This window comes from Nocardiopsis sp. FIRDI 009 (genome assembly GCF_003386285.1).
Lineage (GTDB): Bacteria > Actinomycetota > Actinomycetes > Streptosporangiales > Streptosporangiaceae > Nocardiopsis.
On sequence record NZ_QPNC01000009.1, the window covers coordinates 351,383 to 374,290 of the forward strand.

At 71.2% G+C, this 22,908-nt stretch carries 19 protein-coding genes; 17 read left to right on the forward strand and 2 right to left on the reverse strand.

Going from position 1 to position 22,908, the window contains the following annotated elements:
* Positions 1-258: 258 nt before the first annotated feature.
* Together DVR05_RS08310 and DVR05_RS08315 are read right to left on the reverse strand one after the other, a co-directional pair.
* Entirely contained in the window at positions 259-1,503 is a 1,245-nt protein-coding gene (locus tag DVR05_RS08310; protein WP_116245238.1) for an ABC transporter substrate-binding protein, read from the reverse strand.
* A gap of 397 nt (positions 1,504-1,900) precedes the next feature.
* Positions 1,901-2,332: a PaaI family thioesterase gene (locus tag DVR05_RS08315; RefSeq protein ID WP_116245348.1), complete on the reverse strand. Its 432-nt coding sequence runs from the start codon at positions 2,330-2,332 to the stop codon at positions 1,901-1,903.
* A gap of 108 nt (positions 2,333-2,440) precedes the next feature.
* Between DVR05_RS08315 and polA the strand changes: the two genes are divergently transcribed.
* The 17 genes from polA to DVR05_RS08400 all read left to right on the forward strand — a co-directional run bounded on the left by polA (position 2,441) and on the right by DVR05_RS08400 (position 22,818).
* Positions 2,441-5,236 carry a DNA polymerase I gene (polA, locus tag DVR05_RS08320; protein WP_232832032.1) on the forward strand — a complete coding sequence of 932 codons (2,796 nt, stop codon included), beginning with the start codon at positions 2,441-2,443 and terminating at the stop codon, positions 5,234-5,236.
* Between the two features lie 41 nt (positions 5,237-5,277).
* Entirely contained in the window at positions 5,278-5,727 is a 450-nt protein-coding gene (arfB, locus tag DVR05_RS08325; RefSeq protein ID WP_198659087.1) for an alternative ribosome rescue aminoacyl-tRNA hydrolase ArfB, read from the forward strand.
* A gap of 416 nt (positions 5,728-6,143) precedes the next feature.
* Positions 6,144-7,631, forward strand: a complete 1,488-nt coding sequence (rpsA, locus tag DVR05_RS08330) for a 30S ribosomal protein S1 (RefSeq protein ID WP_116245240.1) — start codon at positions 6,144-6,146, stop codon at positions 7,629-7,631.
* A gap of 354 nt (positions 7,632-7,985) precedes the next feature.
* Positions 7,986-8,489: a GNAT family N-acetyltransferase gene (locus DVR05_RS08335; protein WP_116245241.1), complete on the forward strand. Its 504-nt coding sequence runs from the start codon at positions 7,986-7,988 to the stop codon at positions 8,487-8,489.
* A gap of 45 nt (positions 8,490-8,534) precedes the next feature.
* The gene (gene coaE / locus DVR05_RS08340; protein ID WP_116245242.1) at positions 8,535-9,134 is read left to right on the forward strand and encodes a dephospho-CoA kinase; all 600 of its coding nucleotides are present in this window, start codon (positions 8,535-8,537) and stop codon (positions 9,132-9,134) included.
* 88 nt (positions 9,135-9,222) lie between these two features.
* Positions 9,223-11,322, forward strand: coding sequence for an excinuclease ABC subunit UvrB (gene uvrB / locus DVR05_RS08345; protein ID WP_116245243.1), 2,100 nt, complete (start codon positions 9,223-9,225; stop codon positions 11,320-11,322).
* A gap of 170 nt (positions 11,323-11,492) precedes the next feature.
* Positions 11,493-11,981 (forward strand): DUF3060 domain-containing protein, encoded by a 489-nt coding sequence (locus tag DVR05_RS08350; protein ID WP_116245244.1) that lies wholly within the window; start codon positions 11,493-11,495, stop codon positions 11,979-11,981.
* Between the two features lie 188 nt (positions 11,982-12,169).
* A complete protein-coding gene (locus DVR05_RS08355) occupies positions 12,170-13,165 on the forward strand; it encodes a GNAT family N-acetyltransferase (RefSeq protein ID WP_116245245.1) in 996 nt (331 codons plus the stop codon).
* 96 nt (positions 13,166-13,261) lie between these two features.
* Positions 13,262-14,185, forward strand: coding sequence for a hydroxymethylglutaryl-CoA lyase (locus tag DVR05_RS08360; RefSeq protein ID WP_116245246.1), 924 nt, complete (start codon positions 13,262-13,264; stop codon positions 14,183-14,185).
* Between the two features lie 321 nt (positions 14,186-14,506).
* Entirely contained in the window at positions 14,507-16,147 is a 1,641-nt protein-coding gene (locus DVR05_RS08365) for a CTP synthase (RefSeq protein ID WP_116245247.1), read from the forward strand.
* Between the two features lie 38 nt (positions 16,148-16,185).
* Positions 16,186-16,842, forward strand: coding sequence for an NUDIX hydrolase (locus tag DVR05_RS08370; protein WP_116245248.1), 657 nt, complete (start codon positions 16,186-16,188; stop codon positions 16,840-16,842).
* Between the two features lie 2 nt (positions 16,843-16,844).
* Positions 16,845-17,852 (forward strand): site-specific tyrosine recombinase XerD, encoded by a 1,008-nt coding sequence (locus tag DVR05_RS08375; protein ID WP_369974509.1) that lies wholly within the window; start codon positions 16,845-16,847, stop codon positions 17,850-17,852.
* 220 nt (positions 17,853-18,072) lie between these two features.
* Positions 18,073-19,032, forward strand: a complete 960-nt coding sequence (locus tag DVR05_RS08380; protein WP_116245250.1) for a ParA family protein — start codon at positions 18,073-18,075, stop codon at positions 19,030-19,032.
* Positions 19,005-19,430: a hypothetical protein gene (locus DVR05_RS08385; RefSeq protein ID WP_232832033.1), complete on the forward strand. Its 426-nt coding sequence runs from the start codon at positions 19,005-19,007 to the stop codon at positions 19,428-19,430. Before DVR05_RS08380 ends, DVR05_RS08385 begins: the two co-directional genes overlap by 28 nt.
* A 112-nt stretch (positions 19,431-19,542) precedes the next feature.
* A complete protein-coding gene (locus tag DVR05_RS08390) occupies positions 19,543-20,394 on the forward strand; it encodes a ScpA family protein (protein WP_116245251.1) in 852 nt (283 codons plus the stop codon).
* A complete protein-coding gene (gene scpB / locus DVR05_RS08395; protein WP_116245252.1) occupies positions 20,391-20,987 on the forward strand; it encodes an SMC-Scp complex subunit ScpB in 597 nt (198 codons plus the stop codon). Before DVR05_RS08390 ends, scpB begins: the two co-directional genes overlap by 4 nt.
* Positions 20,971-22,818 carry a pseudouridine synthase gene (locus tag DVR05_RS08400; RefSeq protein ID WP_116245253.1) on the forward strand — a complete coding sequence of 616 codons (1,848 nt, stop codon included), beginning with the start codon at positions 20,971-20,973 and terminating at the stop codon, positions 22,816-22,818. The genes scpB and DVR05_RS08400 overlap by 17 nt, the downstream gene beginning before the upstream one ends.
* Positions 22,819-22,908 lie beyond the last annotated feature (90 nt).

Below are 22,908 nucleotides of genomic sequence, written 5' to 3' on the forward strand. Positions count from 1 at the left end.
GGCGGGCGCTGTGGCTCGTGCGGTGGCCCTGACCGGTTCGGGGGCGGGTGTCCCGGGCCGCTCCGGGGCGGCGGGGGCGTCCTCCCGGCGTCCGTCGGCGTCGTTTCCCACCCTTGGCCGGTTCGGGGCCGTGAGGGGTCGGCGGGGCCGTCCGGGGGCGCGGAGGTGTCGCGCGTACGGCGAGCGCCCCGGGACGGGTGTCCCGGGGCGCTCGGTCGTCGGTGCGGGTCGGGCGGCGGGGCCGTCCGGTGTCCGTGCCTAGTCGTTCAGGGAGTGCTCCTCGTAGGCGAGGACCTCGTGGCCGTCGTCTCCGAAGGCGAAGATCTCGAAGGTGGCGGCGGTCGGGTCGCCGTTGTCGTCGAAGTCGATGTTGCCGCTGACGCCCTGGTAGTTGATGTCCTCGCCGTCGGCGATCAGTTCGGCGCACTCGGCGAAGCTGCCGCACTCGGTGCCCTCGGGGCGGCTGACGTTGGGCAGCTCGGCCACGTAGTCGGCCGGGTCGACGCTGCCGGCGGCCTCGGCGGCCAGGGCGATGACGGTGACGCAGTCGAAGACCTGCGGGGCGAACTGGAAGACCTCCAGCTCCGGGTTGAACTCGGCCAGGCCCTCGGAGAACTCGGCGTTGTCCGCGGAGGGGGCGACGCCGGTGACGCCGTTGATGACGTCGGGGTCGTCGGAGTTGACCTTCTCGCCGAGTTCGGGGTCGTTGAGGCCGTCGGTGATGAAGAGCTGTTCGCCCTCGACGCCGCTCTCCAGCAGTTGGGCGATGACCTGGGCGCCCTCCTCGAAGGCGATGAGGGCGACGGCGTCGGGCTCGGAGCCGTTGACGCTGCTGACCACCGAGTCGAAGGTGGTGGCCTCGGGGTCGTAGGTCTCGCTGACGGCGATCTCGGCGCCCAGGGCCTGAAGTTCGGCCTCCAGGTTCTGGGCGTAGCCGGCGCCGTAGTCGTCGCCGCGGGCCACGACGGCGACGCTCTGGTTGCCGGCCTCGACGAGCTTGCGGGCCATCACCACCGCGGAGAGGCTGTCGCTGGGCGCGGTGCGGAAGTAGTAGCCGTTGTCGTCGATGTCGCTCAGGGCCGCGGAGGTGTTGGAGCCGGAGCACTGGACGATGTTGGCGCTGGTGATGGTGTCGTAGGTGGCCTGGGTCATGCCGGAGGCGGCGGCGCCGATGACGGCGTTGACCTCGTCGGCGACCAGGTTGTTGGCGGCCTGGTTGGCCTGGGCGTTGTCGCCGGCCTCGTCGCCCTGGATGATGTCGGGGACCTCGGTGCCGAGGATGCCCCCGGCGTCGTTGATCTCCGAGACGGCGTACTCGGCGGCGGTGATCTGGGGCGGGCCGAGGAAGGCGAGGTTACCGGTCTGGGGGTAGAGGATGCCGAAGGTGAAGGCTTCGCCGCCGCCTTCACCGCCTTCGCCTTCTCCACCGTTGCCACACGCACTGATCCCGAGTACCAGGGCCGCGGTCGCGGCTGTGAGGCCGAGCAGCTTCTTGCTTGCCATGGTCGTGGTCAACTCCGTTCAACCGAAGAAGCACGGGCTGCGTGACGCAGGCGTGCCGTGGTGCTGTGCGTCCTGTATGCCCGCGTTGTGTGGCATTGCTTAATCAGGAGCGTTAGCGGAGCTTAATCACGTAAGTTCCTGGCGCGGAAGCTCGGGTCCGGCGTTGGTGCCGACTCGCCGTCAGGCTGTTATGGGTCCGTAGTCATCGCAGCTCGTCAGGGCCGTGGCCGTTGGACGGACATCGCTGTTTCGTGACCGCGGAGTGGCGATGTGTCGTGGTCCGCGGGCATGACGAGGCCCGGCCGTCGAGGTCCGCGGTGCCCCGTGGGGGTGCGCGGCGCCGTCGTCGGCCGGGCCCGGTGGTGTGGTCCGCGTGGTGCCCTCCGCCTGGAAGGGATCAGCTGCCGGGCATCTCCCGCAGCATGCAGGTCAGCCGGGAGGTGCACACCTTCTTGCCCTGATCGTCGGTGATGGTGATGTCCCAGGTGGCCAGGGTGCGTCCGAGGTGGACGGGGGTGGCCACGCCGGTGACGTGGCCTTCGGACGCCGCGCGGTGGTGGGTGGCGTTGATCTCGATGCCGACCGCGACGCGTCCGAACTGGGCGGCGTGGATGGTGGAGCCGACCGACCCGAGGGACTCGGCCAGGACGGCGGAGGCGCCGCCGTGCAGGAGGCCGAAGGGCTGCTGGTTGCCCTCCACCGGCATCCGGCCGACCACGCGCTCGGCGGAGGCCTCGGTGAGCTCGATGCCCATACGTTCGGCGAGGGCGCCCATGGGGATCGTGCCCTGGTCGAACTGGGTGCGCAGGGACTCGATGTCTGTGGACATGGTGGTGCCTTCCGACGGGTGCCCCATGGGGGGTGCTTGTGCGTGGTGTCCTCACCGATCTCCCGGCGATGGCCACGGATTGTCTGGTCCGCATCTTAGGATTTGCCTGTGGTGACCAAGCGAGAGACCCCCGACCAGAATTCCCGTGCCAGCGCCGGGGCGGGCAGCGCCTCCCCCTCGGCGGGTGGTGGTGCGCGGCCCCGCCTGCTGCTCCTGGACGGCCACTCGATGGCCTTCCGCGCGTTCTTCGCGCTTCCGGTGGAGAAGTTCGGTACGAGTACCGGACAGTCGACCAACGCCATCTATGGTTTCACGTCGATGCTGGTCAAGCTGTTGCGGGATGAGGAGCCCACGCACGTGGCGGTGGCGTGGGACCTGTCGGGCCCCACGTTCCGGCACGAGGAGTACGCCGAGTACAAGGACGGGCGGTCCGAGACACCCGAGGGGTTCCCGTCGCAGGTGCCGCTCACCCAGGACCTCATGCGGCTGATGGGGGTGGCGAACCTGTCGGCGCCGGGGTACGAGGCCGACGACGTGATCGCCACGCTCGCCCACCAGGCCGGTGAGGCCGGGATGGAGGTGCTGATCGCCTCCGGTGACCGGGACGCCTTCCAGCTGGTGACACAGGACTGCACGGTGCTCTACCCGGGCAAGAGCCTGTCGGACCTCAAACGGATGACCCCGGAGGCGGTCGAGGAGAAGTACGCGGTCCCGCCGGAGCGGTACCGGGACCTGGCCGCGCTGGTGGGGGAGAAGGCCGACAACCTGCCGGGCGTGCCGGGGGTGGGCCCCAAGACGGCGGCGAAGTGGATCGCCAAGTACGGGTCGCTGGACGAGCTGGTCGCCCACGTGGACGAGGTCACCGGGAAGGCGGGCCAGAACCTGCGTGACCACCTGGACGACGTGCTGCGCAACCAGCGGCTGAACCGGTTGGCGACCGACGTCGACCTGGGTGTGGACGTGACCGAGCTGAGCATCGGGGAGGCGGACCGGGCCGGGATCGACGCTTTGTTCGACAACCTGGAGTTCGCCTCCAACCTGCGTGAGCGCCTGTACGCGGTGATCCGCTCCGGGGAGCCGGAGGGTGGGGCCGGGGCGGCGCCGGAGGGGTTCTCCGTCGACCTGACGGTCGCGGACACGGGCGCGGTGGCGGCCTGGCTGACCGAGCACGCGGCGCCCGGGACGCTGACCGGGGAGGCGCCCGCCGGGGTGGCGGTCGAGGGGACGTGGGGCCAGGGGACCGGTCGGGTCGACGCCCTGGCGCTGTGCGTGCCCGGCGGGGCCGCCCTGTACGTGGACCCCTCCGTGCTGGACCCGGCCGACACCGAGGCCCTGGCGGAGTTCCTGGCCGACCGGGACCGGCCGAAGGTCGTGCACGAGTACAAGGGGTCGCTGCTGGCGCTGGGGGCGCACGGGTGGTCCCTGGGCGGCGTGGTCAGCGACACGGCGCTGGCGGCCTACCTGGCGCAGCCGGGGCAGCGGCGGTTCGACCTGGCCGACCTGTGCCGCAGGTACCTGGGGCGGGAGCTGGAGGAGGACACCGACGGCGCGCAGATGACCCTGGACCTGGGGACGGAGGCCGAGGCGGGCGGGGGGCGCCGGCGGCTGCTGGCGGTGCGCGCGGCGGCCACCCGCGACCTGGCGGGGGTGCTGTCGGCGGAACTGGACAAGCGGGGCGGCAGCCACCTGCTGCACGAGGTCGAGCTGCCGCTGGTGGACGTGCTGACGCGGATGGAGCGGGCGGGGATCGCCGCCGACCTGCCCTACCTGGAGGGGCTCCAGGGCGAGTTCGCGGCCTCGGCGCGCGGCGCGGTGGAGCGGGCGCACGAGATCGTGGGCCGCGAGTTCAACCTGGGTTCGCCCAAGCAGCTCCAGCAGGTCCTGTTCGAGGAGTTGGGGCTGCCCCGGACGAAGAAGATCAAGACGGGGTACACCACCGACGCGGACGCGCTGGCGTGGCTGGCGACGCAGACCGACAACGAGCTGCCGGCGGTGCTGCTGCACCACCGGGACCAGACCAAGCTGCGGACGACGGTGGAGGGGCTGATCAAGACCGTCTCCGACGACGGCCGCATCCACACGACGTTCAACCAGACGGTGGCGGCGACCGGGCGGTTGAGCTCGACCGACCCCAACCTCCAGAACATCCCGGTGCGCACGGACGTGGGCCGGCGGATCCGGCGGGCGTTCGTGGTGGGTGAGGGCTTCGAGGAGCTGCTCACCGCCGACTACAGCCAGATCGAGCTGCGGATCATGGCGCACCTGTCGGGTGAGCAGGCGCTCATCGACGCGTTCAACAGCGGCTACGACTTCCACGCGCACATGGCGGCGCAGGTGTTCGGCGTCGACGTGGAGCAGGTGGACTCCGAGGCGCGGTCGAAGATCAAGGCGATGAGTTACGGCCTGGCCTACGGGCTCAGCGCCTACGGGCTCTCGCAGCAGTTGGGCATCCAGCCGGACGAGGCGAAGAAGCTGATGGAGGACTACTTCGACCGGTTCGGCGGGGTGCGTGACTACCTGCGGTCGGTGGTGGACCAGGCGCGCCGGGCCGGGTACACGGAGACGATCCTGGGCCGGCGCCGGTATCTGCCGGACCTGACCAGCGACAACCGTCAGCGGCGGGAGATGGCGGAGCGGATGGCGCTCAACGCCCCGATCCAGGGGTCGGCGGCCGACATCATCAAGGTGGCGATGCTCCAGGTGGACGCGGCGCTGACCGAGGGCGGGCTCGCGTCCAGGGTGCTGCTCCAGGTGCACGACGAGCTGGTGGTGGAGGTCGCGCCGGGTGAGCGGGAGCGGGTGGAAAACCTCGTGACGCACGAGATGGGCACGGCCTACGATCTGCGTGTCCCGTTGGCGGTGTCGGTCGGCAGCGGGCAGAACTGGCACGACGCCGCGCACTAGCGCGGGTCGCGGCCCCGATCGTCGTGTGGAGGTGGGAGACGGTGACGGACACGGGAGGATCCTCCGTGACGGGCGGGCTGAGTGTGGGTTCGGTCACCGTTCCCGCCGACGCCCTGGTGTGGCGCTTCTCCCGGTCCTCGGGGCCGGGAGGGCAGCACGTCAACACGTCGGACACGCGGGTGTCGCTGTCGCTCGACGTCGCCTCGTGCGGGGCGCTCGGCCGGACACGGCGTCAGCGCGCCCTGGAGCGGTTGGCGGGTCGCCTGGTCGACGGGGTGCTGACGGTGTCGGTGCAGACGCATCGGTCCCAGGCGCGCAACCGGGTCGAGGCGCGGGAGCGGATGGCCGCCCTGCTGGCCGAGGCGATGGCGCCGCCCGCGCGGCAGCGGCGGGCGACGCGGCCCAGCCGGGCCGCCCGGCAGCGCCGTCTGGACGCCAAGCGGCGGCGTGGGGACGTGAAGCGTTCGCGGTCGCGTCCTTCGTGGGACTAACGGCCTGTTTCGGGGGTGCTCCGGACCCTCGTCCGCTACGTTCCGCCATGGGGTCGCGGCGTGGTGACACCCGCTCGGACATGGGGCGGTGTGTAGTTGATCTTGACCACCACGCTCGGGTAAATTGCGCCCAACACGGCCTTCGTCGGCTTGGCGGCCCTGGGTTCCGATTGACCAGGACGCCCATGTCTCATATTCTGGCCAGAGCGTTGTGGGTTCGTGCGGGCGTCTGTCGTCCCCGGTTCGGGGTTCGGTGATCGCACCGCTTCGGTCAACACTCTGGACCCGGCGGCTGTGGCCACGGATGGTTCCGCCTTCCGTGACCGCGGTTCTCACTTCTGGACGACGGATCGACGGGCTCGAACTCGCGGCGTGCCCATTTTCTGAACCTGTCCGTATCCGGAGTCCACCCACAAATGACGAGCAGCACCGAGGCCACCTCGACACCCCAGGTAGCGGTCAACGACATCGGGTCCGAGGAAGCCTTCCTCGCGGCGATCGACGAGACCATCAAGTACTTCAACGACGGTGACATTGTCGAGGGCACCATCGTGAAGGTCGATCGAGACGAGGTCTTGCTCGACATCGGTTACAAGACCGAGGGTGTCATCCCCTCCCGGGAGCTGTCGATCAAGCACGACGTCGACCCCGGTGAGGTCGTCGCCGTCGGCGATCAGGTCGAGGCCCTCGTTCTCCAGAAGGAGGACAAGGAAGGCCGCCTGATCCTGTCCAAGAAGCGCGCCCAGTACGAGCGCGCCTGGGGCACGATCGAGAAGATCAAGGAGGAGGACGGCGTCGTCACCGGCACCGTCATCGAGGTCGTCAAGGGTGGTCTCATCCTCGACATCGGCCTGCGCGGCTTCCTGCCCGCCTCCCTGGTCGAGATGCGCCGCGTCCGCGACCTGCAGCCCTACGTCGGCCGCGAGCTCGAGGCCAAGATCATCGAGCTGGACAAGAACCGCAACAACGTGGTCCTGTCCCGCCGCGCCTGGCTGGAGCAGACGCAGTCCGAGGTGCGTCAGACCTTCCTCAACACCCTCCAGAAGGGTCAGATCCGCAAGGGCGTCGTCTCCTCGATCGTCAACTTCGGTGCGTTCGTGGACCTGGGCGGCGTCGACGGCCTGGTGCACGTCTCCGAGCTGTCCTGGAAGCACATCGACCACCCGAGCGAGGTCGTCGAGGTCGGCCAGGAGGTCACCGTCGAGGTCCTCGACGTGGACATGGAGCGCGAGCGCGTCTCCCTGTCGCTCAAGGCGACCCAGGAAGACCCGTGGCAGCAGTTCGCCCGGACCCACCAGATCGGCCAGGTCGTTCCCGGCAAGGTCACCAAGCTGGTTCCGTTCGGTGCGTTCGTGCGCGTCGAGGAGGGCATCGAGGGCCTGGTCCACATCTCCGAGCTGGCCGAGCGCCACGTCGAGGTGCCCGAGCAGGTCGTCCAGGTCGGCACCGAGATCTTCGTCAAGATCATCGACATCGACCTCGACCGCCGCCGCATCAGCCTCTCGCTGAAGCAGGCCAACGAGGCCGTCGAGCCGGGCCAGGAGGAGTTCGACCCGACCCTCTACGGCATGGCCGCGGACTACGACGAGCACGGCAACTACAAGTACCCGGAGGGCTTCGACCCCGAGAGCGGCGAGTGGCTCGAGGGCTACGAGGCTCAGCGGGACGAGTGGGAGCGCAGCTACGCCGAGGCGCAGGCCCGCTTCGAGGCGCACCGCAAGCAGGTCGAGGAGGCGCGTGCGGCCGAGGCCGACGCCGCCAGCGCCCCGGCCGAGGAGGCCGAGGAGGAGTACACCGGCGGCCAGGGCGGCACCACGCCCAGCTCCGAGTCCACCAGCGGCGCCCTCGCCTCCGACGAGGCGCTGGCCGCCCTCCGTGAGAAGCTCGCGGGTGGCGAGGCCTGATCAGCCGGTGGGGCTCGACGAGGCGGTGAGACGTGACCCGCCTGGTCGGCCTGGCCGGTAGGTCCGCGAGGATCCGCTGACAGCCCTGAAGGGCCGTCCCCGTTGCGGGGGCGGCCCTTCGTCGTGCGGGCGGTGTGCTCCGCGTCGGGCGGTGCGCTCCGTGCGGGTGGGTGTTCCGGGTGGCCGCACCAGGGTGGAGGAGGTCCGGGCGCACCCGGGTGCGCCCGGGTGGGGCCGCCCCGATGCCCAGCATCGCGCGGACCTGGCGGGGCGTGCCGCGACCGGAAGCGCTCCTGTGGAAGACTCGCCGTACTGCTGGAGAAAGCCCCCTGTGAGGGCGCCCGAGGAGGCGACGTGTTCGACATCCACCCGGCCACCCCCGCCGACGCGGGCGAGCTCCTGACGCTCCAGCGCGCGGCGTTCGTCGACGAGGCGCAGGCCTACGGGGACCCCTTCATCCTTCCGCTCACCGAGGGGCTGGACCGGATCGACCGGCTCCTGCGAGACGAGGACGTGCTCGTCCTCAAGGCCGTCTCCGGGGCCCGGATCGTGGGGGCCGTGCGCGCGAGCGCGGCCGGTGCGCACGGGGTGATCGGCCGTCTGGCCGTCGCGCCCGACCAGCGCCGTCGCGGGATCGCCCGGGCGCTGCTGTCCGCGGTGGAGGAGGAGCTGCGGTCCCGCCGCCCCGGGCTGACCGCGCTGACCCTGTTCACCGGGGCGCAGAGCGCCGACCAGCAGCGCCTGTACCGCGAGCGCGGCTACGGTGAGACGCACCGCGAGCGGGTGGCCGACCACCTGGTCATGGTGCACATGCGCAAGGAGCTGGCCCCGGTCGGGGCGCCCGCCGAGCCGGTGTGACGGCCGGTCGTGAGCGGCCCGGGGGGATGTTCTAGGGTCGGTGGCATGCTGACAGTGGGACTGACCGGGGGGATCGGCTCCGGTAAGAGCGCGGTCTCGGCGGAGCTGGAGCGCCTGGGCGCGACGGTCATCGACGCCGACGCGATCGCGCGCGAGGTGGTCGAGCCCGGCACGGAGGGGCTGGCCGAGGTCGTCGAGGAGTTCGGCGAGGAGGTGCTCACCCCCGAGGGGCGGCTCGATCGCGCGCGGCTCGGTGAGATCGTCTTCGCCGACGAGGAGCGGCTGGCCCGGCTCAACGCGATCGTGCACCCCCGGGTCGGGGAGCGCAGCGCTGAGTTGATGGAGCGGGCTCGGGAGTCGGGTGCCCGGGTCGTGGTCTACGACGTCCCGCTGCTGGTGGAGAACGACCTGGGGTCGCTCTACGACGTGGTGGTCGTGGTGGACGCCCCCGACGAGACGCGTGTGGAGCGGGTGGCCGCCGACCGGGGTATGCCGCGTGAGCAGGTGTGGGCGCGGATCCGGGCGCAGGCGGACCGGGAGGCCCGGCTGGCCGCGGCCGATCTCGTGGTGGACAACTCGGGGACGCGTGAGGAGCTCTCGGCCCGGGTGGCCGAGCTGTGGAAGGAGCTGCTGGCCCGGGCCTGAGCCGGGATGTCGGTGGTGGTCGGTAGCGTTGGAGGGAAGGCAGACGTGGGCGCGGGCGGCCCACCGCGGTGAGGCGAGGAGTGGCGACGTGCGACCGGTCAGCGACATCAAGCGCAGCGAGGCACCGTTCGAGGTCGTCTCGGACATGAGCCCGGCGGGTGACCAGCCCGGGGCGATCGCCGAGATCACGCGGCGGGTGGAGTCGGGTGACGCGCACACCGTCCTGCTGGGCGCGACGGGTACGGGTAAGACGGCGACCGTGGCGTGGACGGTGGAGCGGCTCCAGCGGCCCACCCTGGTGATGCAGCCGAACAAGACGCTGGCGGCGCAGTTCGCCAACGAGCTGCGGCAGATGCTGCCGAACAACGCGGTCGAGTACTTCGTCTCGTACTACGACTACTACCAGCCCGAAGCCTACGTCCCGCAGAGCGACACCTACATCGAGAAGGACTCGTCGATCAACGACGAGGTGGAGCGGCTGCGGCACTCGGCGACCAACTCGCTGCTCACGCGCCGGGACACGATCGTGGTGGCGTCGGTGTCGTGCATCTACGGTCTGGGCACGCCGCAGGAGTACGTGGACCGGATGGCGCAGCTGTCGGTGGGCATGGAGGTGGACCGCGACGAGCTGCTGCGCCGGCTGGTGGAGATGCAGTACTCCCGCAACGACGCCGCGTTCACCCGGGGGACGTTCCGCGTACGCGGCGACACCATCGAGATCATCCCGGTCTACGAGGAGCTGGCGATCCGCATCGAGATGTTCGGCGACGAGGTGGAGCGGTTGATGACCCTCCATCCGTTGACCGGCGAGGTGCTCGGTGAGAGCCAGGAGATGTTCATCTTCCCGGCGTCGCACTACGTGGCCGGTGAGGAGCGCACCGAGCGCGCGATCGCCTCGATCGAGGCCGAGCTGGGGGAGCGGCTGGCCGAGTTGGAGGGCCAGGGCAGGCTGTTGGAGGCGCAGCGGCTGCGAATGCGCACCACGCACGACCTGGAGATGATGCGGCAGCTGGGGACGTGTTCGGGGATCGAGAACTACTCGCGGCACTTCGACGGCCGTGAGCCGGGAAGTGCGCCCAACACCCTGCTCGACTACTTCCCCGAGGACTTCCTGCTGGTCCTGGACGAGTCGCACGTGACGGTGCCGCAGATCGGCGCCATGTACGAGGGTGACGCGGCGCGTAAGCGCACCCTGGTCGACCACGGGTTCCGACTGCCGTCGGCGCTGGACAACCGTCCGTTGAAGTGGGAGGAGTTCACCGAGCGGATCGGGCAGACGGTGTACCTGTCGGCGACGCCGGGCCGGTACGAGCTGCGGCAGAGCGGCGGTGACGTGGTGGAGCAGGTCATCCGCCCGACGGGGCTGGTCGACCCGGAGGTGCTGGTCAAGCCGACCGACGGGCAGATCGACGACCTGGTGCACGAGATCCGGGAGCGCGCCGAGCGTCAGGAGCGGGTGCTCGTCACGACGCTGACCAAGAAGATGGCCGAGGACCTGACCGACTACTTCGCCGAGCTGGGCATCCGGGTGCGCTACCTGCACAGCGAGGTGGACACGCTGCGGCGGGTGGAGCTGCTGCGTGAGCTGCGCGTGGGCGAGTTCGACGTGCTGGTGGGCATCAACCTGCTGCGGGAGGGCCTGGACCTGCCCGAGGTGTCGCTGGTGGCGATCCTGGACGCGGACAAGGAGGGGTTCCTGCGGTCGGAGACCTCCCTGATCCAGACGATCGGACGCGCCGCGCGCAACGTCGCCGGCCAGGTGCACATGTACGCGGACAACGTCACCGACTCGATGCGGGCGGCGATCGACGAGACCAACCGGCGCAGGGACAAGCAGTTGGCCTACAACGCCGAGCACGGGATCGACCCCACGCCGCTGCGCAAGCAGATCGCGGACATCCTCGACTCGTTGAACAGGGAGGACGTCGACACCGAGGAGCTCATGGCGACGGGGTACCGTAAGGGCGGCGCCAAGGGCGAGTCGGCTCCGGTGCCCGCGCTGGGTGAGCGTGCGGTGGACGCGAAGGGTATGCCGCGCGCGGAGCTGGCCGGGTTGATCGACCAGCTGAGCGCCCAGATGCACCAGGCCGCGACCGACCTGCAGTTCGAGCTGGCGGCCCGGTTGCGCGACGAGATCAAGGAATTGAAGCGTGAGCTTCGCGGTATGGACGAGGCCGGGGTGAAGTGACGGCAGGCCCTGCGGGGCCGGTCCTGCCGGGTGTGCCGACGCCCTCTCCAGGTCTCGAATCGGGAACGTTTGCACAACGAACGGGTCGCGTGGTTACCTTCGCGTGACATACCCTTGGGATCGCCCAAGGTCATGTCGTACATTCCGGATATCCGGTCGCGGGGGAGTCCATGAAGGTTCAGCTGTTGGCGACGACGGGTGTCCTCCTCGTCGGGGTGTCCTTGCTGGTCGGCGGGTGCGCCCTGGGACGGGGAGGGGCCGAGGTCGCCGGCTCCCCGGGCGTCCCGGCCGCGCCGACCGGAGTCGACCCCTCCCCCGGGCCCGTGAGCGACGAGGACACGCTGGTGGTGGACGACGACGGGGCCGAGGTCCACCAGGACTGCGACGACCGTGAGATCGTGGTCAGCGCCGACGACGCCGTCGTCGTCCTGGACGGCCCGTGCGGCCTGGTCAGGGCCACCGGCCGGGGCACCACCGTGGACGTGGGATCGGCCGAACGGATAGTTCTGGTGGGCGTGGACAACACGATCTCCTTCGCCTCCGGGGAACCCGAGGTGATCAACCACGGGCGCAACACCTCGGTCGTCGAGGGCGGGGTAGCCAGCGAGTCATCGCGTCGGACCGTCGACGCGGAGGGGACTTCCGTGTCCGCGGATTGACCGCCCCGACACCCACGGGCTACCCGCGATCCGTTACCGTGGTGCGCGGCCGTGCCCACGCGAAGGCCGGGGCACGGGTGAGGGACCGGACGGGCGCACCCGCGCGGAGCGGATCCGCGGGCTCGGGGCGCCGTGGCCGTGCCCGTCATGGAGTGCTCCGGGCGAGAGACCCGCTAGGGGAGGGGTGGATGAGCGGATATGTGGCGCGGGTGCGGCACGACGAGTCGCCCGGGGGCGATCTCGGTCTGGACCCGCTGGTACGGTCCGCCGCCCAGCGTTGGGCCGAGGCCGACCCGCTCCTGCCCGAACCCGTGGGTTTCGCCCCCGGTTCCTCTCCGCTCGTGACGGTCAGCGACGAGGACGGCAACACCGTCGCGGCTGGGAGCATGCACTACACCTGGTACCAGCCCGGCGAGGTCGGCCGGATCTGGGGCGTGCCCGACCAGCACTGGCTCACCCCCATCGTCGGCGGCCCGGACCCCGGCCGCGCCCTGGACTCCCTCCTCACCAGTTGGCGCGACCAGTTGGAGGAGCTGCCGACCGGTACCGGTTCGGAGTCGGCCGCCCTGGTCAGCTGGCCAGCCCGTGACGTGTGCGGGATCATCCCGCTCCAGCGGCACGGCCTTCAGCCCTACACGGTGCTGGCCGCCCGCCAGCGCCGCCGCGGCGTGCCCCCGTCGCTGCCCCCGCGCGACGTGACCATCCGGCTGGCCGACCGCAGCGACCTCACCCAGGTCGTCACCCTTCTGATGGAGGAACACCGCTACGAGCAGCACTTCGGCGGGGTGTTCCTGCAACCGGACACCGCCGAGCAGACCCGCAAGGTCGCCGCGCGGGCGCTGAACCGGTCCCGTTCGTGGATCTGGCTGGCCGAGCGGCGCGGCCGGGCCGTGGGCCTGTTGTGGGTCTCGCCCCCGGAGCGGTCCCGGTGGGCCAAGTCGCTGGTCAACGCGCGCCCGATCGCGCACATCGGCTACGGCGTGGTGACCGCCGCCGAGCGCGGCAACGGGATCGGCACCGCACTGGTGGGCCAGGCCCACCAGGCGCTGGACAGCCACGGAGTGGGTGTGTCCGTGCTCAACTACGCGGCGATGAACCCGCTGTCGGGGCCGTTCTGGCACCGGATGGGCTACCGCCCGGTGTGGACGACCTGGGAGGTCCGTCCGGCCCTGGCGCTGCGCTGACCCGGCGTCCGCGGTGGCGGCCCCGGTTCGGCCGCGGCGAAGGGCGCTCCGTTAGCCTGGCCGCAGGACGCGACGGAGCGTGGAAGAGGTGGACCGATGGCCGTGGACGAGCGCGGGCCCGAGGGCGCGGAGCACGTGGAGATCGTCGAGGTGGGGCCGCGTGACGGCCTCCAGAACGAGGACACCGTGCTGTCGGTCGAGGACCGGATCGAGTTGATCGACCGGGCGGTGGAGGCCGGTGTGCGGCGGATCGAGGCGGTCAGCTTCGTCAACCCCAAACGGGTGCCGCAGATGGCGGGGGCCGAGGAGGTCATGGCGGGGGTGCGCCGGACACCGGGGGTCTCCCACATCGGTCTGGTGCTCAACCGGCGCGGTCTGGAGCGCGCGGTGGCCGCCGAGGTGTCGGAGGTCAACGTGGCGGTGCCCGCCACGGACGGGTTCTGCACGCGCAACCAGGGGTGCACGGTCGGCGAGATGTTGGACGTGTTGGCCGCGATCGACGCCGACCTGGCGGGGACGGGCATTCCGCTGAGCGTGACGGTCTCGACGGCGTTCGGCTGCCCGTTCGACGGTGAGGTCGCCCCGGAGCGGGTCGTGGAGGTGGTGCGGCGGATCGCCGACACCGGCGCGGTGGAGATCGCCCTGGCCGACACGATCGGGGTGGGTGTGCCGCGCCAGGTGGCCGGGCTGCTGCGCGCGCTCGGCCCGGTCGTTCAGGGGCGGACGTTGCGTTGCCACTTCCACAACACCCGTAACACCGGCTACGCGAACGCGCTCGCCGCGGTGGACGGGGGTGTGCGTGTGCTCGACTCCAGCCTGGGCGGCTTCGGCGGATGCCCGTTCGCGCCCGCCGCGACCGGCAACATCGCCACCGAGGATCTGCTGTACATGCTGCACCGCAGCGGACTGCGCACGGGTGTGGACCTGGCGCGGGCGGCGGCGCTGGGCGACTGGATGGGCGAGCGTCTGGGCAAGCGGCCGCCCGCCTACCTGGGGCGCGCCGGGGGCTTTCCGGCCTGACCGGTCCTCCGGTCCCCCCGGGGGGGAGGGTGTCTTCCGTTCCGGGTCGGGGTCGTGTGTGGTGTTGGTCGCGGTCGGGGGCGTTCGGCGGGCGGGAGCGCCCGGTGTGGCACGGGGACGGCGGATCCGTCCAGGTCGGAGCCGGAACACCGGGGAGGTGACTCGCGTTCCCAGGTGTAGGCGCACGGAGGGCCTGTTATCCTGGTGCCCCGTGGAGTCCGACGGACCTGGCGAGGAACCTACCGCCCGGCACCGGACCGCCGCACGGCCGCTCAGTTCACCCGGGCCCGCCGTAGCCACTCAACCCACGGGAGCATCACTTTGGCATCCGCCGCGAGTACCAAGCACATTTTCGTTACTGGCGGCGTCGCCTCCAGTCTTGGTAAGGGGCTGACCGCCTCCAGCCTGGGCCGACTCCTGAAGTCGCGTGGCCTGCGGGTCACCATGCAGAAGCTGGACCCCTACCTCAACGTCGACCCGGGGACGATGAACCCCTTCCAGCACGGTGAGGTCTTCGTCACCGACGACGGCGCCGAGACCGACCTGGACGTGGGCCACTACGAGCGGTTCCTGGACACCGAGCTGTCCGCCTCGGCCAACGTCACCACCGGCCAGATCTACTCCAGCGTCATCGCCAAGGAGCGCCAGGGCGCCTACCTCGGTGACACCGTGCAGGTCATCCCGCACATCACCAACGAGATCAAGTCGCGCATCTACGCGATGGACGCGCCCGACGTCGACATCGTCATCACCGAGATCGGCGGCACGGTCGGCGACATCGAGTCGCAGCCCTTCCTGGAGGCGGTCCGCCAGATCCGCCACGAGATCGGCCGGGACAACTGCTTCTTCCTGCACGTGTCGCTCATCCCGTTCCTCGGCCCGTCCGGGGAGATGAAGACCAAGCCGACCCAGCACTCGGTGGCCGCGCTGCGCAGCATCGGTATCCAGCCCGACGCGATCGTGTGCCGTTCGGACCGGCCCATCACCCAGAGCCTCAAGTCCAAGATCAGCCTCATGTGCGACGTGGACGAGGCCGGTGTGGTCTCCACCCCCGACGCCCCCTCGATCTACGACATCCCCAAGGTCCTGCACCGTGAGGGACTGGACGCCTACGTCGTCCGCCGTCTGGGCATGCCCTTCCGCGACGTGGACTGGACCGAGTGGGACGAGCTGCTGCGCCGGGTGCACCAGCCCGACCACGAGGTCACCATCGCCCTGGTCGGCAAGTACATCGACCTGCCCGACGCCTACCTGTCGGTCAGCGAGGCCCTGCGCGCGGGCGGTTTCGCCACCAACACCCACGTCAACATCCGCTGGGTCGCCAGCGACAACTGCGCCAGCCCCTCCGGCGCCGCCGCCGAGCTCGACGGTGCGGACGGCGTCCTCATCCCGGGCGGGTTCGGCGTGCGCGGCATCGAGGGCAAGCTCGGCGCCATCCGCTACGCCCGGGAGAACGGGGTGCCCCTGCTGGGCATCTGCCTGGGGCTCCAGGGTCTGGTGATCGAGTACGCCCGGAACGTGCTCGGCCTGGAGGGCGCCAACAGCGCCGAGTTCGACGACAAGGCCGTCGACCCGGTGATCGCGACGATGGCCGACCAGACCGACGTCGTGGCCGGTGAGCGCGACATGGGCGGCACCATGCGGCTGGGCCTGTACCCGGCCGACCTGGGTGAGGGCACTCTGGTGCGCGAGCTCTACGACGGTGAGCAGCAGGTCTCGGAGCGGCACCGGCACCGCTTCGAGGTCAACAACGCCTACCGGACCAAGCTGGAGGAGGCGGGCCTGGTGTTCTCCGGGCTGTCCCCCGATGGCAAGCTGGTGGAGTACGTCGAACTGCCCCGGGAGACGCACCCGTTCTTCGTCGCGACGCAGGCGCACCCGGAGCTGCGCTCCCGCCCGACCAAGGCGCACCCGCTCTTCCGCGGCCTGATCTCGGCCGCCCTGGAGAGCCGGGAGTCCTGAGCCGGTCCGGGCGGGGCACGAGCCTGAGAGGCGAGCACATGGCCAGTGACACCCGCCCGGCGACGGTGACGGGGGCGGACGCGAAGATCGCGGACGCCCCCGCGTCGTGGCCCGTGGAGCGCTCCGAGGAGCGTTTCCGCGGCCCCAAGTGCGGTATGCGCACGGACTGGGTGCGGATGCCCGCCGTCGACGGGGAGGGCACCACCGTGGCGGCCCGTGACTACATGGAGCACCCGGGGGCCGCCGCCGTTCTGGCGGTGGACGGGGACGGGCGGGTGCTGCTCCAGCGCCAGTACCGCCATCCCACGGGTCACACGATGTGGGAGCTGCCCGCCGGGATGATCGACGTGGCAGGGGAGGGGCCGCTGGCCACGGCCCGGCGCGAACTGGTCGAGGAGGCGGGTCTGCGCGCCGAGGAGTGGTACGAGCTGCCCGACTTCTTCCCCAGCCCCGGGTTCTCCGCCGAGCGGATCTGGCTGTTCCTGGCCCGGGGCCTGTCGGAGGTGCCCGCCGAGGAGATCGACTTCGTCCGCCAGCACGAGGAGACCGACCTGGCCGCGGAGTGGGTGTCCCTGGAGGAGGCGGTGGGGCTGGTCATGGGCGGCGCCCTGCACAACGGAGCGACCATCATCGGCATCCTCGCCGCCCACGCGGCCGCCCGGGACGGTTTCGCGTCCCTGCGCCCGGCCCGTTGACCGTGGGCGGGGAACCGGGCGGCGCCGAGCCCTCGGCGGTCGGGACCGTCGGGACGCTGGCGCGCGCCAGCCGGGCCTTCCTCGACCACCTGTCCGCCGAGCGCGCGCTGGCGGACAACACCCTGCTGGCCTACCGCCGCGATCTGGCCCGCTACGTCGACCACCTGGCCGCTCTGGGCGTGGCCGATCTCGCCGACGTCGGTTCCGGACAGGTGGCCGGGTTCCTGCGCGCCCTGCGCCGGGGCGACGACGACCACCGGCCGCTCGGCGCCGCGTCCGCCGGCCGGGCGCTGGCCGCCGTGCGCGGGTTGCACCGGTTCGCGGTCCGCGAGGGCTGGACGGCGACCGATCCGGCGGCGGAGGTCGTCCCGCCCGCCCCGCCCCTGCGGCTGCCCAAGGCGGTGCCCCTGGAGTCGGTGGAGCGGCTCCTGGCGGCGGCCGGTCCCGCCGACGCTCCGACGTCGGACGACCGCGCGGCCCTGCTCGCGTCGCGTGACCGCGCCCTGGTGGAGGTGCTCTACGGCACGGGGGCGCGGATCTCCGAGGCGGTGGGGTTGGACGTGGACGACGTCGGCGACGCCGTGGACGCCGACGACGGCGTCGGGCTGGTGCGCTTCCGGGGCAAGGGCGGGCGTGAGCGGGTGGTACCGCTCGGTTCGTACGCGCGTCGCGCGCTGGACGCCTACCTGGTGCGGGCCCGGCCGACGCTGGCGGCGTCGGGCCGGTCGGGGGCGGCCGTCTTCCTGAACGCCCGCGGCGGCCGGCTGACCCGGCAGGGCGGATGGGCGGTGCTCAGCGCCGTGGCGGAGCGGGCGGGGGTCGACGGTGTCTCCCCGCACACACTGCGGCATTCCTTCGCCACCCACCTGCTGGACGGCGGGGCCGACATCCGGGTCGTCCAGGAGCTGCTGGGGCACAGTTCGGTCACCACCACCCAGATCTACACGCTGGTGACCGTGGACCACCTGCGCGAGGTGTACGCGTCCAGTCACCCCCGGGCACGGCGCTGACCCGGTGCGGGGACCCCCGCCTGACGCGGGTCGGACCCGTGTCGGAGCGCGTGCGGAGGGGTTTCTTCGATTGGTTCGTGTTGAAGTGCGTCGTGTCGTCGTTCTAGAGTCGCCGCACAGAGGTACGTTGCTGTCGACATATTGAGTTTCCGACGGCGGCCGGGCGCAGGGGAGCAACGCCCCTCGGGCCGTGGCCGGTCCGTGGGGGAGGTCAAGGGTTGTGAACTGGTCGGAGAACGACGCGGATGCGAACACCGCACCCGTCGGCGGGCAGGACCCCGCCGACCCGGTGAGCAACCCTTGGGGGACGACACGCAACACGGGGGCGGAACTGCACACCAAGAGACCGGAGTACCAGTTTCCGGTGCCGGAGCCGCTGGACGAACACGGCCCGGCACGAATAGTAGCACTCTGTAACCAGAAGGGTGGGGTCGGTAAGACCACCACCACCATCAACCTCGGGGCGGCCATCGCCGAGTTCGGCAGACGGGTCCTGCTGGTCGATTTCGACCCGCAGGGCGCACTCTCCGTCGGCCTGGGCAGGCTCGACCCGCGCGAGCTGGACCTGACCGTCTACAACCTGCTGATGCAGCGGGACGTGTCGGTCGAGGACGTCCTGCTCAAGACCGACATCGACGGCCTGGACCTGATTCCGAGCAACATCGACCTGTCCGCGGCCGAGGTGCAGTTGGTCGGCGAGGTGGCCCGCGAGCAGATGCTGGCCCGGGCGCTGCGGCCGGTGATCGACGACTACGACGTCGTGCTCATCGACTGCCAGCCGTCGCTGGGCCTGCTCACCGTCAACGCGCTCACCGCGGCCGACGGGGTCATCGTGCCCCTGGAGTGCGAGTTCTTCGCACTGCGCGGAGTGGCGCTGCTCATGGACACCATCCAGAAGGTCCAGGAGCGGCTGAACGAGCGCCTGGTCATCGACGGCTTCCTGGGCACCATGTACGACCCGCGCACCCTGCACGCGCGCGAGGTGCTGTCCACCATCGTCGACGGCTTCGGCGACAAGGTCTACGGGACGGTCATCAACCGGACCGTGCGCTTCCCGGACGCCACGGTCGCCGGGGAGCCCATCACCAGGTTCGACTCGTCCTCGGCGGGCGCCAACGCCTACCGGGAACTGGCCAAGGAGGTGCTGGCGAGGTGGCCTCTCAGCGGTCACGGCGCGTGACCCTGCCCGGGGCGGACGAACTGTTCTTCCGCCCCTCCGGCCCCGAGGCGGAGCCGGACGAGTCGGCCGGACGCCAGCGCACGGCACCCGAGCGCGAGGCGCGGGCGAACGGATCCGAAGGCGGTGCCAAGGGTGGACGCGGCGCCTCCGGAGGGGCCACCAGGGTGCGTCGTGCTCCCAAGCCGAGCGGTCGCCAACGCCACGACGAGAAGATCACCGTGTACGTCTCGGCGGCGGAACTGCTGGCCCTGGAGCAGACGCGGCTGTCGCTGCGGGCCGAGCACGGGTTGTCGACCGACCGAGGCCGCCTCGTCCGTGAGGCCGTCGCCGTGCTGCTCGCCGACTTCGAGGAGCACGGTTCGGCCAGCATGCTGGTGCGGCGGCTCAGCGAGGACTGAGCGCCGGGCCCGGTGCCGGGGGAGCGCCGGGCCCGGCGGCGCGGGTGTCACCGGCGGGGTCTGGCCGGTGACACCCTTGTACGCATGAGTGAGACGAAGCGGAGCCGCCCTCATGGCGGCTGATCAGGAGGCGAACCCGCCCCCGGAGGAGACCGGTGAGGGTGACCCGAACGCCTTCCAGGTGCACCTCGACAACTTCGAGGGTCCCTTCGACCTGCTGCTGGCGCTGATCTCCAAGCACAAGCTGGACATCACCGAGGTGGCGCTGTCGAAGGTCACCGACGAGTTCATCGCCCACATCCGTGAGCACGGTGAGGCGTGGGACCTGGACCAGGCCAGTAACTTCCTGTTGGTCGCGGCGACCCTGCTGGATCTGAAGGCGGCTCGGCTGCTGCCCAGGGGCGACGTGGAGGACGAGGCCGATCTGGCCCTGCTGGAGGCCCGTGACCTGCTGTTCGCGCGGCTGTTGCAGTACCGCGCCTACAAGGAGGTCGCGGCCTTCATGAGCGACCGTCTGGCGTCGCAGGGCCGCCGGTACGCGCGTGCGGTGCCGTTGGAGGAGCGGTTCGCGGCACTGCGTCCGGACGTGCTGTTCCGGTTGGGCCCCCAGGAGTTCGCGGCGCTGGCGGGGCGGGTGTTCACCCCCAAGGAGCCGCCGAGCGTGCCGGTCACCCACATCCACCAGACCAGGACGTCGGTCAAGGAACAGGGTGAACTCGTGGTGGCGGCGCTGCGCGAGCACGGGACGCTCACGTTCGCCGAGCTCACCGAGGGGTGCACCGGTACCTTCGAGGTCGTCGCGCGCTTCCTCGCCCTGTTGGAGCTGTACCGGGCCTCGAACGTGGGCTTCGACCAGCCGGAGCCGCTGGGCGCGCTGACGGTGACGTGGACCGGCGGCGAGGGCGAGGTTCGGATGGAGACCGACTACGACGACGCCACGGACGAGGAGGGGGAAGCGGAATGAGCGGGGAGTCCACGACGGCCGGTGTGGGGGATGTCTCGGCGCCGCGCACACTGCGCCGCGACCTGGAGGCGGTGCTCATGGTGGTGGACCAGCCGGTCGCCGAGTACGACCTGGCGCGTGCCCTGGACGTGCCCCTGGAGGTGGTGACCCGGACGCTGGAGGAGCTGTCCAGGGAATACACCGAACAGGGCCGCGGTTTCGATCTGCGTGCGGTGGCCGACGGGTGGCGCGTGTACACGCGGCCCGAGTGCGCCGACGTCGTCGAGCACTTCCTCAAGGAGGGGCAGGAGGTCCGCCTCACGCAGGCCGCCCTGGAGACGATGGCGGTGGTGGCCTACCGCCAGCCGGTCTCCCGTGGCAGGGTCTCCGCCGTCCGCGGTGTCAACTGTGACGGAGTTATGCGTACCCTCGTACTGAGGGGGCTGATCGAAGAGGCCGGACACGACTCCGAATCCGGCGCACTGCTGTATCGGACCACCTCCTATTTCCTGGAACGGCTGGGCCTGCGCGGCCTCGACGAGCTGCCTGATCTGGCGCCGTTCCTCCCCGACGACATCGAAGGTCTAGACGACACCGGTGAGCACACCCAATGACAGTTCCCGCGGTGCGCGGGACCACGCCCCGCGCGGTGAGCGCGGCGACAACAACGACAACCGCCGACGGGGCGGACGAGACTTCCACGGTCGGGGCGACCGTGACGACCGGGGCTTCCGAGGCGGAGGCGACCGGTCCTTCCGGCGGGACGACCGCGACCGCGGGGGGTTCCGCGGACGCGACGACCGGCGTCCGTACGGCCGTGACGACCGGGACCGCCGTGACCGGGGTCCGCGTGAGGACCGCGGTTTCCGTGGCCGGGACGACCGCGACTCCCGTGGCCGGGACGACCGGCGTTCGTTCGGTCGTGACGACCGGCGCGGTGGTTTCCGCGACGATCGCGGGGAGCGGCGTCCGTACGGCCGTGACGACCGCGATTTCCGTGGCCGCGATGACCGTCGTGGCGGGGGTCCGCGCGAGGACCGGGGCCGTGGCGGCTTCCGGGGTGACCGTGACCGTGGCGGCTTCCAGGGCCGTGACGACCGGCGCGGTGGTTACCGGGACGATCGCGGGGAGCGGCGTCCGTACGGCCGTGACGACCGCGATTTCCGTGGCCGCGATGACCGTCGTGGCGGGGGTCCGCGCGAGGACCGGGGCCGTGGCGGCTTCCGGGGCGATCGTGACCGTGGCGACCGGCGTTCGTTCGGTCGTGACGACCGTGACTTCCGCGGCCGGGACGACCGTCGTGGCGGGGGTCCGCGCGAGGACCGGGGCCGTGGCGGCTTCCGGGGCGATCGCGACTCCCGTGGCCGGGACGACCGGCGTTCGTTCGGTCGCGACGACCGGCGCGGTGGTTACCGGGACGATCGCGGGGAGCGGCGTCCGTACGGCCGTGACGACCGGGACCGGCGTGACCGGGGTCCGCGCGAGGACCGCGACCGTGGCCACCGCGGTGACCGTGATCGGCGCGGCGGCGCCCGCCAGGACCGCGGTGGCCGCGGTCCCGCCTCCGGGCGCCGCGACACGGCTCGGTCCGGTGGTGTCCAGCACGAGTCGCAGCTGTCGAAGGCCGCGCGCGAGCGGCTCAACGCCCTGCGCGCCGACTATGACCCCAAGGACGAGGACCGCCACACCGGCGAGGACCGCGACACCTACACCGACGTGCCCGGCGGCATCCGCCTCCAGAAGGCGCTGGCCGCCGCGGGCGTGGCCAGCCGCCGCGCCAGCGAGGAGATGATCGCCGCCGGTCGCGTGAGCGTCGACGGTCAGGTCGTCCGCCGTTTCGGTGCCCGGGTCGACCCCGAGGTCTCCGAGATCCGCGTCGACGGCATGCGCGTCGTCACGGCCCCCGACAAGCTGTACTTCGCGCTCAACAAGCCGCGCGGCGTGGTCAGCACCATGTGGGACCCCGAGGGCCGTCCGACCCTGGCCGACTACACCGGCCAGACCGACGAGCGCATCTTCCACGTGGGTCGGCTGGACACCGAGACCGAGGGCCTCATCCTGCTCACCAACGACGGAGAGCTCGCCAACCGGCTCACGCACCCGCGCTACAAGGTCGTCAAGACCTACGTCGCCAAGGTGCCGGGCCCGATCCCGCACAGCGTGGTGCGCCAGATCCGCAAGGGCGTCGAGCTGGAGGACGGTCCGGTCGAGGTCGACTCCTTCCGGGTCGTCGACAACGACGACCCCAGGGCCATGGTGGAGATCCGCCTGCACGAGGGGCGCAAGCACATCGTCCGCCGCCTGATGGAGGCCGTGGGGCACCCGGTCGCGGACCTGGCGCGCACCCAGGTCGGCCCGATCGACCTCAACACCCTCAAACTGGGCACCATGCGGTCGCTGACGTCGCGCGAGGTGAGCGAACTCTACGAGGCCGCTGGCCTGTAGATACAGTTGACGGCGGTCACTGCCCGGCCCTCCGGCCGGGTGGCGGCCGCCGTCCTCCCGTCCGGGAGGGCGGCCCGAGGTACGACGACG

Bases quoted from the DNA above. Each gene is read 5' to 3' on its own strand.
- DVR05_RS08360 (WP_116245246.1), top strand. From the start codon at position 13,262: ATGGCCGTGGACGAGCGCGGGCCCGAGGGCGCGGAGCACGTGGAGATC.
- DVR05_RS08390 (WP_116245251.1), top strand. From the start codon at position 19,543: ATGGCGGCTGATCAGGAGGCGAACCCGCCCCCGGAGGAGACCGGTGAG.
- DVR05_RS08370 (WP_116245248.1), top strand. From the start codon at position 16,186: ATGGCCAGTGACACCCGCCCGGCGACGGTGACGGGGGCGGACGCGAAG.
- DVR05_RS08310 (WP_116245238.1), bottom strand. From the start codon at position 1,503: ATGGCAAGCAAGAAGCTGCTCGGCCTCACAGCCGCGACCGCGGCCCTG.
- DVR05_RS08315 (WP_116245348.1), bottom strand. From the start codon at position 2,332: ATGTCCACAGACATCGAGTCCCTGCGCACCCAGTTCGACCAGGGCACG.
- DVR05_RS08350 (WP_116245244.1), top strand. From the start codon at position 11,493: ATGAAGGTTCAGCTGTTGGCGACGACGGGTGTCCTCCTCGTCGGGGTG.
- DVR05_RS08355 (WP_116245245.1), top strand. From the start codon at position 12,170: ATGAGCGGATATGTGGCGCGGGTGCGGCACGACGAGTCGCCCGGGGGC.
- scpB (WP_116245252.1), top strand. From the start codon at position 20,391: ATGAGCGGGGAGTCCACGACGGCCGGTGTGGGGGATGTCTCGGCGCCG.
- rpsA (WP_116245240.1), top strand. From the start codon at position 6,144: ATGACGAGCAGCACCGAGGCCACCTCGACACCCCAGGTAGCGGTCAAC.
- coaE (WP_116245242.1), top strand. From the start codon at position 8,535: ATGCTGACAGTGGGACTGACCGGGGGGATCGGCTCCGGTAAGAGCGCG.